Origin of the sequence: Microbispora sp. CSR-4, assembly GCF_008033685.1 — a bacterium.
Classification (GTDB): Bacteria; Actinomycetota; Actinomycetes; order Streptosporangiales; family Streptosporangiaceae; genus Microbispora.
On sequence record NZ_VJVX01000095.1, the window covers coordinates 1 to 12,527 of the forward strand.

14 protein-coding genes and 2 pseudogenes are annotated in these 12,527 nt (G+C 72.1%); 8 read left to right on the forward strand and 8 right to left on the reverse strand.

Translation table 11 applies throughout. The features are described 5' to 3' along the window. Positions 1-322: 322 nt before the first annotated feature. From FLV34_RS37450 to FLV34_RS37460, 3 genes are read right to left on the reverse strand one after another with little or no spacing between them, the layout of a single operon-like run. Positions 323-940 carry a TetR family transcriptional regulator gene (locus FLV34_RS37450; RefSeq protein ID WP_221889958.1) on the reverse strand — a complete coding sequence of 206 codons (618 nt, stop codon included), beginning with the start codon at positions 938-940 and terminating at the stop codon, positions 323-325. Between the two features lie 18 nt (positions 941-958). Continuing rightward, on the reverse strand, positions 959-1,729 hold the full coding sequence (locus FLV34_RS37455; protein ID WP_142649451.1) for a class I SAM-dependent methyltransferase: 771 nt from the start codon (positions 1,727-1,729) through the stop codon (positions 959-961). Continuing rightward, positions 1,726-2,541, reverse strand: a complete 816-nt coding sequence (locus tag FLV34_RS37460; protein WP_142649452.1) for a sugar phosphate isomerase/epimerase — start codon at positions 2,539-2,541, stop codon at positions 1,726-1,728. Before FLV34_RS37460 ends, FLV34_RS37455 begins: the two co-directional genes overlap by 4 nt. Before the next feature lie 163 nt (positions 2,542-2,704). Between FLV34_RS37460 and FLV34_RS37465 the strand changes: the two genes are divergently transcribed. The 7 genes and pseudogenes from FLV34_RS37465 (at position 2,705) to disA (ending at position 8,294) form a co-directional block, all read left to right on the forward strand. After that, positions 2,705-3,403, forward strand: a complete 699-nt coding sequence (locus FLV34_RS37465) for a class I SAM-dependent methyltransferase (protein WP_147945391.1) — start codon at positions 2,705-2,707, stop codon at positions 3,401-3,403. Between the two features lie 67 nt (positions 3,404-3,470). Next, a complete protein-coding gene (locus tag FLV34_RS37470; protein WP_142649454.1) occupies positions 3,471-3,851 on the forward strand; it encodes a MerR family transcriptional regulator in 381 nt (126 codons plus the stop codon). After that, entirely contained in the window at positions 3,848-4,162 is a 315-nt protein-coding gene (gene trxA / locus FLV34_RS37475) for a thioredoxin (protein WP_147945392.1), read from the forward strand. Before FLV34_RS37470 ends, trxA begins: the two co-directional genes overlap by 4 nt. Positions 4,163-4,233: 71 nt before the next feature. Then, positions 4,234-4,548: pseudogene (locus FLV34_RS37480) on the forward strand (ArsR/SmtB family transcription factor); the annotation flags it as partial. 164 nt (positions 4,549-4,712) lie between these two features. After that, positions 4,713-5,351, forward strand: a complete 639-nt coding sequence (locus FLV34_RS37485) for an SRPBCC family protein (RefSeq protein WP_142649457.1) — start codon at positions 4,713-4,715, stop codon at positions 5,349-5,351. A gap of 226 nt (positions 5,352-5,577) precedes the next feature. After that, positions 5,578-7,011, forward strand: a complete 1,434-nt coding sequence (gene radA / locus FLV34_RS37490; RefSeq protein ID WP_142649458.1) for a DNA repair protein RadA — start codon at positions 5,578-5,580, stop codon at positions 7,009-7,011. Positions 7,012-7,199: 188 nt separating this feature from the next. Beyond that, a complete protein-coding gene (gene disA, locus FLV34_RS37495) occupies positions 7,200-8,294 on the forward strand; it encodes a DNA integrity scanning diadenylate cyclase DisA (RefSeq protein ID WP_260617376.1) in 1,095 nt (364 codons plus the stop codon). Positions 8,295-8,355: 61 nt separating this feature from the next. On the opposite strand, the gene FLV34_RS42980 is transcribed toward disA, so the two are convergent. The 3 genes and pseudogenes from FLV34_RS42980 to FLV34_RS37505 form a co-directional block, all read right to left on the reverse strand. Continuing rightward, complete coding sequence (locus tag FLV34_RS42980) at positions 8,356-8,568, reverse strand: hypothetical protein (protein ID WP_261986052.1); 213 nt, start codon at positions 8,566-8,568, stop codon at positions 8,356-8,358. Between the two features lie 37 nt (positions 8,569-8,605). Further along, positions 8,606-8,872 (reverse strand): annotated as a pseudogene (locus tag FLV34_RS43515) (Type 1 glutamine amidotransferase-like domain-containing protein); the annotation flags it as partial. A 6-nt stretch (positions 8,873-8,878) separates the two neighbouring features. After that, positions 8,879-9,577: a hypothetical protein gene (locus FLV34_RS37505; RefSeq protein WP_147945394.1), complete on the reverse strand. Its 699-nt coding sequence runs from the start codon at positions 9,575-9,577 to the stop codon at positions 8,879-8,881. A gap of 363 nt (positions 9,578-9,940) precedes the next feature. Between FLV34_RS37505 and FLV34_RS37510 the strand changes: the two genes are divergently transcribed. Then, positions 9,941-10,807, forward strand: coding sequence for an A/G-specific adenine glycosylase (locus tag FLV34_RS37510; RefSeq protein WP_315985228.1), 867 nt, complete (start codon positions 9,941-9,943; stop codon positions 10,805-10,807). 205 nt (positions 10,808-11,012) lie between these two features. On the opposite strand, the gene FLV34_RS37515 is transcribed toward FLV34_RS37510, so the two are convergent. Both FLV34_RS37515 and FLV34_RS37520 read right to left on the reverse strand, forming a co-directional pair. Continuing rightward, positions 11,013-11,948 (reverse strand): TIM barrel protein, encoded by a 936-nt coding sequence (locus FLV34_RS37515; protein WP_142649461.1) that lies wholly within the window; start codon positions 11,946-11,948, stop codon positions 11,013-11,015. A gap of 375 nt (positions 11,949-12,323) precedes the next feature. Continuing rightward, positions 12,324-12,527: hypothetical protein (locus FLV34_RS37520; protein ID WP_147945395.1), on the reverse strand; the 204-nt coding region annotated here is incomplete at its 5' end.

A 12,527-nucleotide genomic window follows, 5' to 3' on the forward strand; every position in this document is an offset into this window, starting at 1 on the left:
CGCTGGTGGCAAGCCGATAGAGGAACAGCACGCGACGGCCCGCCAGCCCGACCGCCACGGCGGTCGCGATGAGGCCTGCAATCGCTACCCAGAGCACGAGTCCCTCCAATATCGAACGTCGGCGGCCAGCGTAGGGGCGCGGCGCCCTCGCAAGAGCGGTTGTGCCCCGCCCTGTGGATAACGTCTGCGCTTCCCGAATGGTACCGGCGAGTAACTTATCCTGCGTCACGCTCGGCGAGTGGCGCTCGTCACTGCGTTTCCCGCCGACGGCACGATACTAGAACAAAGCTCTACAAGAGGGTACGAGTGGGGTGGCCGTAATCTATCCGGCCAGGTAGCGCTGCACGGTGGGCCCGACCAGCGCGACGATCTCGTCGACGTCGGCGGAGGCGAGCGGCTCGAACCTGAGGATGTACCGCGTCATCACCACGCCGAACAACTGCGCGAAGGCGGCCTCCATCCGCAGCGGCGGGACGTCCAGCGCCTCGGCCACCCGCCCGAGGACGGCCGTCGAGAGGAACTCCCTGACCATGCCGACGGCCTGCTCGTTCACCATCGCCGTCCGCACCAGACCCAGCAGCGGCTCCCTGGCCGCCGGGTCCGCCGTCATCATCAGGACGAAACGGACGACGCGCTCGCCGACCTCCTCACGCGGCCCCGCCAGGATGAGCGGAAGCGCCGAGGAGGGGTCCAGCGGCAGCCGCATGGCCGCGACGAACACGCCCTCCTTGGTGTCGAAATAATGGTGGACGAGGGCCGGATCGACCCCGGCCTCCCGGGCGATGCCGCGGATCGTCGCCTTGTCGAACCCCTTCTCCGCGAAGACCCTGCGCGCCGCGGCGAGGATCTCGCCGCGGGTGTCCGCCGAGCCCGGACGCCGGCCGGGCCGCCGCCCCGGTCGCCGCCTGCCGCCCGAGACCTCCGGCACCTCCGTCGTCACATCGATCCCCGCTTCAGTTCAGCCCCTGCGGCCCACCGCAAGATACACGCGCATCGGGACGGTCAGCCGCCCGTCGGGAAACACCCGGCCGAGCTCGGCACGCTCCCTGGCGAGCAGCTCCGTCACCACGTCTCCGTCCATACTCGCCATGTACGAGTGGGAGCGCAGGTCGGTCAGGAAGTCCTCCAGCCGCACCGACCTGGTCCAGCCGACCCAGGTGTCGGCCACGGCGAGACCGGCGTCGGACATGGCCGCGGCGATCGGCGGCATGCTCCACCCGGGCAGCACGGGCCCGATGTAGCCGGGGCACGACTCGGCGAGCCGCACCTGGTTGGCCGCCAGCCAGTCGGCCTTGCCGGGATCCACGCTGTTCCACCAGCCTGCGATCGCGCCGCCGTCCGCGATCACGCGTACGGCCTCGGCCACCGACAGGGCAGGGTCGAGCCAGTGCCACGCCTGGGCGTACGTAACGAGGTCGGCCACGCCCGCGCGGAAGGGCAGGTCGTTCCCGTCGGCGAGCAGGGCCGGGCAGGCCGTGCGGGCGCGCAACCGGGCCAGCATCCGCTCGCCGCGGTCGACGGCGACGACCCGGGCGCCGCGGTCGAGCAGCCCCCGGGTCGAGATGCCGGTGCCCGCCCCAACGTCGATCACGGTCGCCCCCGCGAGCCGGACCCCCGACAGGTTCTCCAGCGCGACGTAGAGGGCCTCGGGATAGTGCGGCCTCGCCGCGTCGTACTCCTCCGAGACGCGGTCGAAGACCCGGTGGCTGTCCGCGATCCGCTCGTTCATGAGGCCGTGGAGGAGGCGGCGAAGTGGAGCCGCGCGAAGGCGAGGGCCTCGGTCAGGTCCTCGATCCGCTCGCTGCGGCTGGCGGCCTTGCGCGTGTTGATCTCCAGCACGACAAGGCCCTGATAACCGTTGCCGGCGAGGCGTTCCAGGATCGGCCCGCAGGGCTGCGACCCCCGGCCGGGCACCAGGTGCTCGTCCTTGTTGGTGGTGCCCACCCCGTCGGCCAGGTGCAGGTGGGCCAGCCGGTCGCCCAGCTTGGTCGCCATCTCCATCGCGTCGGACCCGGACACCGCCGTATGCGACAGGTCGAGCGTCACCTGGGGGAAGTCGTAGTCGATGGGGTTCCAGTCCGGCGCGTACGGCACGACCTCGTTGCCCCTGGCCCGCAACGGGAACATGTTCTCCACCGCGAAGACGACGTCCGTCTCCTCGCGCATCCGGGCCAGGCCCCTCTCGAAGTCCCTGGCGTAGTCGCGCTGCCACCGGAAGGGCGGATGCACGACGACCGTCTGCGCGCCCAGCCGCTCGGCCGCCTCGCGGGCCCTGCGCAGCTTCAGCCACGGGTCGCGGCCCCACACCCGCTGGGTCACCAGCAGGCAGGGCGCGTGCACCGCCAGGATCGGGATCTCATAGTGGTCGCGCAGCCGTTCGAGGACCTCGACGTCCTGGCTGACCGGGTCCTGTCCCACCATGATCTCTACGCCGTCGTACCCGAGCCGGGCGGCAAGTTCGAAGGCGTCCGGCGTCCGCTCCGGGTACACCGACGCCGTCGACAGCGCCACCTTGCCGCTGGGCACGCGGATGTCACTCATGAGGCCAGCCTCCCCTGGCGGCCCGCGGGCACGTTCCAGTGCCGTGGCCGTGGCCGTCCGTTCGCTCCATGCGCCCGTTCACGGATCCAGCCTAAGCCGCACCCGCGCCCTGCGCCGCTTCGCCACAATCAACTACCCAAGGTCGCCAACTAATGTGGGGCGCATGGCACGGATCGTGAGCGGAGCCGTACCCAGTCCGAACATCTGGAACACTCCCCAGATCTACGAGCTGGAGAACCTCGCCGTCGGGCCGGCGGGCGCGGCCGAGGCCGCGATGCGGGCCGTACGGCCGTGGGGCGGCGCGACCGTGGTCGAGATCGGCTGTGGCAGCGGCTTCCACCTGCCCGCGCTCGCCGCGTCCGCCGGGCGGGTCGTGGGCGTCGAGCCGCACGGCGGCCTGGCCGCGCAGGCCGCCGCACGCTGCGCGTCGCTGCCCAACGTCTCGGTGCGTACGGGCACCGCGCAGGCGCTGCCCCTTCCCGACGCGTCGGCCGACGTGGCGATCGCCCGGTGGGCGTACTTCTTCGGGCCAGGCTGCGAGCCCGGCCTGCGCGAGCTGGGGCGGGTGCTGCGCCGGGGCGGCGCGGCCTTCGTCGTGGACGTGGACGCCGCGCGCGGGGCGTTCGGCCGCTGGTTCCGCCGCTCGCTGCCGTCGTACTCCCCCGAGGCCGTGGAGCGCTTCTGGTCCCGGCAGGGCTGGCGACGCGAGGAGCTCGACCTGCGGATGACGTTCCGATCCCGGGCCGACCTGGAGGCGGTGCTGCGCATCGAGTTCACGCCCGAGGTGGCCGCCGAGGCGCTGCGCGAGGTCGAGGGCCTGGAGATCGGCTATCCGAACGTCCTGCGCTGGCGGGAATTCTGAATCCGGGCTTGACCTTGTCACCGGCGTCAAGCTTTAGCGTCGTGCCAGGACAGCCGAGGAGGGGCCGATGCGGATCGGCGAGCTGGCCCGGCGCGTGGGAGTGAGCACCCGCGCGCTGCGCTACTACGAGCAGCGGGGCCTCATCCGGTCGCGCCGCTCGGCCAACGGATATCGCGAGTACGACGAGTCGGACGTCCGGATCGTCACCGAGATCCGGGAGCTGATGTCGGTCGGCTTCACACTGGAGGACGCCCGCCCGTTCGTGGACTGCCTGCGGTCCGGACACCCGTCGGGAGGCTCCTGCCCGGAGTCGGTGGCCGTCTATCGGCGCAAGCTCGCGGAGATCGACCGGGAGATCCGCGACCTGCTCGCCCGCCGCGCCGAGGTCGCCGCCCAGTTCGCCGACGCCTGCCCCGGCTGTCTTCTCACACGACGAGGAGAGTCATGATCACACTGACCACGGAGAACTTCGACGAGCAGGTGCTGCACAGCGACAAGCCCGTGTTGGTGGACTTCTGGACCGACTGGTGCCCGCCGTGCAAGATGATCGCCCCGATCCTGGAGGAGATCGCCGCCGAGTACGGCGACCGCCTCACGGTCGCCAAGATCAATGCCGACGAGCACCCCGAGATCGCCCAGCGCTACCACGTCCTGGGCTTCCCCACGCTGAACCTCTATCGGGACGGCGAGATCGTCCAGCAGATCAGGGGCGCCAAGCCCAAGCGCCTGCTGCTCGCCGACCTCGCGGGCCACTTCTAGTCATGCCCGTCCACCGGGGGCCGCTTATATAAGCGTTGACTTTTATAAGCGGCTCTCGGCATAGTGGGCGCGTGCACGCATTCGACGCGCTGGGGGATCCGGTGCGACGCCGGATCCTGGAGCTGCTCTCCGATGGAGAGCAGACGTCGGGCGCGCTCACCTCGGCCATCCGCGCCGAGTTCGGGATCTCACAGCCGGCCATCTCCCAGCATCTACGGGTGCTCCGCGAGTCCGGGCTCGCGTCCGTACGCGCCGCGGGCACGCGACGGCTGTACGCCCTCGAACCCGCGCCGCTGCGGGAGGCGGACGCCTGGCTGGAGCGGTTCCGCGGCTTCTGGGGGCAGCGCAGCGACGCGCTCGGCACCGAACTGGCGCGGGGCAGCCGGGAGCGGCGGCTCGGACGGCGGCACGGCGGCGATGCGCATGACGCGACCACCAACGCCGCCACCAGCGCGGCCACCAGCGCGGCCACCAGCGTGGCCGCTGACGCAACCGTCACGCTGCCGGGCACACAGCCCACGACGGACGGACCGACACGGAAGAACGGCCAATGAGCGACTTCATCGACATGATCAACCAAGTCCACCGCGCGGTCGGCTCGCGCGACCTGCCGGAAGGCGACGCCCGCACGGTGCTGCTGCGGCGCACCTACGACGCCGGCATCGAGGACGTGTGGGACGCCTGCACCGACCCCGAGCGGATCAGCCGCTGGTTCCTCCCGGTGAGCGGCGAGCTGAAGCTCGGCGGGCACTACCAGCTCCAGGGCAACGCGGGCGGGGAGATCCTGCGCTGCGAGCCGCCCCGGCTGCTGCGGGTGAGCTGGCTGTTCGGCGAGAACCCCGGCTTCAGCGAGGTCGAGGTGCGGCTGAGCCCGGAGGGCGACGACCGCACCGTGTTCGAGCTGGAGCACGTCGCCGTGGTCCCGCCCGAGTTCTGGGACCAGTTCGGTCCCGGGGCCACGGGCGTCGGCTGGGACCTGGCGCTGCTCGGGCTCGGGCTGCACCTGCGCGGCGAGATGATCGACGACCCCTCCGCGTGGGAGCAGTCGGAGGAGGCGCGCGAGCTCATGCGGCTCAGCAGCACGTTGTGGGGCGAGGCATACCGGGCCTCCGGCGCGCCGGACGACGTGGTGAACGCGGCTGTGGCCGGCACCACCGCCTTCTACGTGCCGGAGAAGCCGCAAGGCTAGTCCGGCCGCCTTCTCCCGGAGAGGCCGCCGTCGGCCGGAAGGGGCACCGCTTTCCGGTGAAGCCGCCACTTCGGAAAGGGACGCCGTTGCGCGGAGGGGCCGCTGTCTCTCGGAAGGGCCACCGCTGCTCGTAAGGAACGCCATCGGCCGGAAGGGGCACCGCTTTCGTGAGGGGCCGCCGCGGTTTCCGGCGGGATTGTCGGCGGCGGCCGGTAACCTCCCGCACGTGAGCAAGGCAGCGAAACCGGCGTACCGGTGCGGCGAGTGCGGCTGGACCACGGTCAAGTGGGTCGGCAGGTGCGGGGAGTGCCAGGCGTGGGGCACGGTCGAGGAGGCCGGCGCCCGGCAGGGCGTCCACGTGGTCAAGCCGGGCGCGGTCTCCGCCCCCGCCGTCCCGATCGGACAGGTGAAGGCCGAGGTCGTCAGCGCGCGGACGACCGGAGTCTCCGAGCTCGACCGCGTGCTCGGCGGCGGCCTCGTCCCCGGCGCGGTCGTGCTCCTGGCGGGAGAGCCGGGCATCGGCAAGTCGACGCTGCTGCTGGAGGCCGCCGCCCGCACCGCGCGGGGCGAGACCGTCCTCTACGTGACCGGCGAGGAGTCGGCCGCCCAGGTGCGCATGCGCGCCGACCGCATCGGCGCGATCGAAGACAGGCTCTACCTGGCCGCGGAGACCGACCTGTCGGCCCTGGTGGCGCACGTCGAGAAGGTGCAGCCGAGCCTGCTCATCGTCGACTCGGTCCAGACGATCGGGTCGGCCGACGCGACCGGAGTGCCCGGCGGCGTGACCCAGGTCAGGGAGGTCGCCGGCAACCTGGTCCGCCTGGCCAAGGAGCGGGCCATGTCCACCGTGCTCGTCGGCCACGTGACCAAGGACGGCACGATCGCCGGCCCCCGGGTGCTGGAGCACCTGGTCGACGTCGTGCTCCACTTCGAGGGCGACCGCAACTCGCGGCTGCGCCTGGTGCGCGCGGTGAAGAACCGCTTCGGCCCGATCGACGAGGTGGGCTGCTTCGACCTGCACGAGCGCGGCATCACCGGGATCGCCGACCCCAGCGGGTTGTTCGTCTCCCGCCATCCCGAGCCGATGCCGGGCACCTGCATCACCGTGACCATCGAGGGCACCCGGCCGATCCCGGCCGAGCTGCAGGCCCTGGTCGGCCCGACCGAGGCTCCCCAGCCCCGGCGCACGTCCTCCGGGCTCGACTCCTACCGGGTGGCGATGGTGCTCGCCGTCATCGAGCGGCGGCTCCGCGCCAATATCGGCAAGTGCGACGTCTTCACGGCCACGGTGGGCGGCATCCGCCTGACCGATCCCGCCGTGGACCTCGCGCTGATGCTGTCGGTCGTCAGCGCGGCCGGCGACCAGGCCCTGCCTCCCGGGCTCGTCGCGCTGGGCGAGGTCGGCCTGGCCGGCGAGCTGCGGCCCGTACGGGACGTCCGGCGGCGGCTGGCCGAGGCGGCCCGGCTCGGCTTCACCAGGGCGCTGGTGCCCACCGGTTCGCTGGACGAGGAGCCGCGTCCGGAGACATCGGCGGGCCGCGGCCGGCTCGTGGCGCTGCGCTCGCCTGCCGGCCGTACGACGCCGTTCGCACCGGGCTTCGAGGTCACGGAGGTGGAGAACGTGTGGGACGCCCTCAATCTCATGGGATCCGCCAGGTGATCCCTCGTCACACCGGTGAGCACGGCATCACGCCGGTAAACTCTGTTGCCTGCCCGGTCGGCCGTGGCCTCGCCCCCGCGCCCCCGACGGGCTTCACCGGGCGCCTGCGGAGCGCCTCGCGGATCTCGCCGCGACAGGGATCGGTGGGAAGACGATCTGACGGCTAACGACCGGGCGAGCCCACTGGGGTGGATGTGCTGGACAACGACAAGGCGATCGACGACCGCAGAAGGGCCGTGCTCGCCGCGGTCGCCCCGGGGACGGCGCTGCGTGACGGGCTGGAGCGCATCCTGCGCGGCCACACCGGCGGCCTGATCGTCCTGGGATACGACCGCACGGTCGAGGACATCTGCACCGGCGGGTTCACGCTCGACGTCGAGTTCTCCGCCACGCGCCTGCGCGAGCTGGCCAAGATGGACGGCGCGATCGTGCTCGACACGGCCCACCAGAGGATCGTGCGGGCCGCCGTGCACCTCGTGCCCGACCCGGCCATCCCCACCGACGAGTCCGGCACCCGGCACCGTACGGCGCAGCGGGTGGCCAGGCAGACCTCGCTCCCGGTCATCGCGATCAGCAAGTCGATGCGGATCATCGCGCTCTACCTCGACGGCATCCGCTATGTGCTGGAGGAGTCGGCCGCGATCCTGTCCAAGGCCAACCAGGCCCTTGCGACGCTCGAACGCTACAAGAAGCGGCTCGACGAGGTCTCCGGCAACCTGTCGGCCCTGGAGATCGAGGACCTCGTCACGGTGCGCGACGTGGCCGTCGTCGTCCAGCGCCTGGAGATGGTCCGCCGCATCGCCCGCGAGATCGAGGGCTACGTCGTCGAGCTCGGCACCGACGGACGGCTGCTGTCCCTCCAGCTCGACGAGCTGTTCGCGGGCGTGGAGACCGACCGGGTGCAGATCATCCGCGACTACGCGCCCGATTCGCTCGGCGCGCGTCCGTACGGCGACGCCGACGCCATGCGGGAGCTGGACGAGCTGTCGTCGGGCGACCTGCTCGACCTGTCGAAGGTGGCGCAGATCTTGGGTCACCACGGCGGCGACGCGCTCGACACGCCGGTCAGCCCGCGCGGCTTCCGGCTGCTCACCAAGGTCCCCCGCCTGCCCGGGGCGATCATCGACCGGCTCGTGAGCCACTTCGGCGGCCTGCAGAAGCTGCTCGCGGCCAGCACCGACGATCTCCAGGCCGTCGGCGGCGTGGGTGAGACCCGGGCACGCAGCGTCCGCGAGGGCCTGTCGCGGCTCGCCGAGTCGTCCATCCTGGAGCGCTACCTCTGATCGATGCGCTCGGGCACGGCGGTGCGAGCACGAGGACGGAGAGGTCGCCGACGCTCATGATCTAGGGGGTGAACAGCTTCCAGTGCCCCTCGGAGACGACCTCGACCTGCCCGTCGATCACCTTGATGGCGGTCTCGTCGTCGATCGCGTACGCCTGGTTCGGGATCCCGGCCGCCCACCTTTCCGCCTTGGCCATGGTGTTCTCCGGCAGGCGTTCGTGATCCAGGTGCGGGAAGATCGAGAAGTCGACGACGCCCGGGGATGCTGTCGTCACCGGAGGGCGGCTTCCACTGGACGAAGTGCTTGCCGATACAGGGAGTCAGCACCATGCTCCCGGCGCTCAGCCCCGCCCGGACCGTCTCGTTCAGCGACGGCAACAGATCCGCCAGCCCTGACCTCCGCATCCAGTGACACAGGAACAGCGGATCGCCGCCATTCACCAGCAGGACGTCCGCCTCCCGGACCCAGGGGACCCAGCGCTCCGCACCGATGCTGGGCTTGCCGGCTGACGTACGACGCCCGGCGTGCCGGGTGGAATGCCCGATCAGCCGCCGGCCGAGGCGCTGGACGACCGGCACCCTCTCTCAGCGCAGGTGGAAGACGACCTTCGGGCTCTTCAGCCGGCCCGAGTGCGCGGTCGCGACGTACGTGCCGGGGTCGGCGGGCGACCGCTTGCCTGCGCACGTGCTCCCCGAGCGGTGGCGGTCCCACCGGATCGAGCGGACATAGGGGATGCCGCGCTCCAGCAGCTGCTTGTCCACGCCGTCGCCCGCCACGCAGTCGGCCGTCGACCACACGCGATCGCCGCCCGACAGCACCCGCATCTCCAGGGTGCGCGGCCCGACGTCCACCGTGCATTCGACCTTGCTCGTGCTCACCACCGTCAGCAGGAAGGACGGCGTGACCCCCTTGCCGTACACGTCCTGGCCGGTCTGCAGCGCGAGCACGAGGTCCTTCTCGTCGCAGGGGTCGCCGGGACGCCGCGGCTTGCCGGGCGAGGGCGAGACGCCCGCGGAGGCGGACGGCGACGGCTGACCCGCGACCGCGCCGGAGACGGCGGGCGTCTTCGGGGCCGGCCCGGCGGGCAGCGAGACGACCAGCCGGTCGGAGGGCGCCGCCTTGACGGCGGCGGCGGTCTCGTCAGGCCGTCCGGAGGCGCTGCTGCACGCCCATGCCACGACCGCCACCACGACGAGCATCCCCGTGAGCACCGACACCCGGCGGCGCCAGTAGACGTCCGCCCCCTCGACGCCCACGTCACCACGGAAAGTGTCCGGATCCATGCGGACAGTATGGGGAGCCCTGGGGGCCCGGCGGGAACGCCTCGCTGATCCTTGCCCGTTCCCAGATCGCAGCCTCGCCGGGTCTTTGCGCAATCGAGCGCCGCACGCTCCTCGGCGACTCCCGCTTCGCTCGTCGGGGCGCTTCCAGGCCGTGGGGTCGTGCCGGGGCGCACCGCGGCCTTCGTCGCCCATCGCAGGCTTCTGTTCACCGTGGCCTACGAGATGCTCGGCTCGGCCGCCGATGCCGAAGACGTGCTCCACCAGGAGCATCGCCCACGTCGCCGCTCGGCCGCTTCGCTCCCGCGCGTTCCTCGGTCCGGCGCACGGCCGCGCCCCTCCGGCTCGCTCGGTACAGTCGGGGGCGTGTCCGCCTCCTTACGTGAGCCCATCCTCGACTGGTACGCCGAGCACAACCGCGACCTGCCCTGGCGGCGTCCGGACGCGACCCCGTGGGGCATCCTGGTGAGCGAGATCATGCTCCAGCAGACGCCCGTCGCCCGGGTGCTACCCATCTGGACCGAGTGGATGGAGCGCTGGCCCACTCCCGAGGCGCTCGCGAAGGAGTCCCCCGGCGAGGCCGTACGCCACTGGGGGCGGCTCGGCTACCCGCGCAGGGCGCTCAACCTGCACGCGTGCGCGCGGGCCATCACGGCCGACCATGACGGCCGCGTGCCGTCCACCTACGACGAGCTGCGGGCCCTGCCCGGAATCGGCGACTACACGGCGGCGGCCGTGGCCAGCTTCGCGTACGGCGGCAGCCACGCGGTGCTCGACACCAACGTGCGGCGGGTGCTGGCCCGAGCGGTGCGTGGCGAGGAGTATCCGCCGAAGACGACCACGGCGGCCGAGCGGCGGCTCGCGGAGTCGCTGGTGCCCCCGGTGGGCGCGCCCCGCTGGGCCGTGGCCGTGATGGAGCTGGGCGCGCTGGTGTGCACGGCCAGGGCGCCCCGCTGCGAGCGCTGCCCGGTCACCGCGCAGTGCGCGTGGCGGCTGGCCGGGCGTCCGGCCCACGACGGCCCGGCGCGGCAGGGCCAGACGTACGCGGGGACCGACCGGCAGTGCCGGGGACGCCTGCTCGCCGTCCTCCGCGAGGCGCACGGGCCGGTGCCCAAGGAGGCGCTCGACGCCGTCTGGGCCGACCACGTGCAGCGCGAACGCGCACTGGACGGCCTCCTGGACGACGGCCTGGCCGAGGTCCTCCCCGACGGCACCTACCAGTTGCCCTCCTGACCCCCGGAAGGCGCGCACGGCACTGCTAAGGAGCCGGCGCCTTCCCCGACGGCACATGCCGGTCGCCTTCGTGACCCCCGCCGCCCGCCGCCCGGAGAGCGAGTGTGAGGTCCGGCTCGTGCTCCCGGCGGGCCGGGACGACCGACCGCCCGAGTGGGCGCGGGGCTGGCAGTCGACGGCGGCCGGCCCCGGCGCTTGCCGACGGTCAGGCGGCGAGCTTGAGGCCGAGCGCGGTGAGGTTGCGGCGCGTCCAGTCGAGCTCGTCGGCGAGCTTCGCCACCAGGGCGGCGGGCCCCTTCGCCTTGGGAGAGGTCCCGTCGTGGGCCTCCACCTCGACGTGCGCGGTGCCGTTCACGGCACCGGACAGGATCGCGGTGAGCGTGTCGGCTATCACCGGCTGGGTGCTGGGGATCTCCTGGCTGTGGTTGTGCACGTGGCTGAGCTTGACCACGGGAGCCCCGGCGAGAGCCAGCCCGCGCAGCGCCGCGTCGGGCTTCTCGGTGCCGCACGACAGGTGGCAGGCGTCCAGGCAGACGCCGAGGTGATCGGAGTCGATGTCGCAGACCCGCTCAAGAGCCTGCTCGGTGGTCTCCAGCACGCAGCCGGGCCAGGGCTCGAAGCCGACCCTGATGGTCTTGCCGGTGACGCTGTAGAGGCCGCGCAGCTCACGCGAGAGCCGTTCGAGCCGGCGGGAGGCGATGGCGTGCAGGTCGGCGGGCCAGTCGCGGCGCCAGCCGATGGGGATCGTGGAGATGCCGCCCGACTGCACGTCGTCCGGCAGCAGGAACGCGAGGATCTTGGCCAGCGCCATGGTGTAGCGGTAGCGCTCGGGCTTGGCCCAGTCGGGCCCGGGAACCTCCTGGTTGCGCCCGCCGGTGCCGTTGAGGCTGACGCACTCCAGGCCCCGCTCCTCCAGCGACCGGCGCAGCCGTACGAGCTCGATGCGGTCGGCGACGAGGTGGTCCGCCACGGCGGGAGCGAGCCAGAGGCCGACGCCAAGCCGGTCGACTCCCAGCTTCCTGCGCACCGGCACGGCATAGCGCGTGAGGTGGGCGATCAGGTTCTCCAGATCCTCGGCGGGATGTACGCCCGCGTTGTAGGCCAGGTGAACCAGCGTCCCATCGTCGTGCAGCAGGCGCATCAGGTGCCTCCAAGGCTTGTGCACTTCCGGACCGCCAATCCGCCCACAGGGCGCGTCCCGCCTCGAATGGGGACCTCGGTCCTCCTACCGCCGGGATCTCTCCCGGGCTGACCGAGCTTCCCCCGTGCGCCCGGTCCTCCGCGTCCGCCCCGCAGCGGATTGTCCGGTACGCCGCAGGGATGACATTCCATCCGCCCGCGCCCAGAACGTGCCGCGAACGGCTCTACGAAGTGTAGTACTACGCCCGGTGGTGCGATACCTGTTCTCACCCTCTCGACGGGAAGGTGACCGCACCGTGACCGAGGCAGGCAGGAAAACGCCGAGGGGCGCTCCTTGCGGAGCGCCCCTCGGGTGGAACGGGTTATCGCAGGCGGATCAGCGCTGGACCGCCTCCGCGATGGAGGCCGCCGAGTCCGGGACCGCCGGGCTCTTCGCCTCGCCGACGAAGGTGAACTTCGCGGCGTCGCCCTCGCCCTCGATGTCGATCTTGACGACCTGGCCCGGCCGCAGCTCGCCGTAGAGGATCTTCTCCGACAGCGTGTCCTCCAGCTCGCGCTGGATCGTGCGGCGCAGCGGACG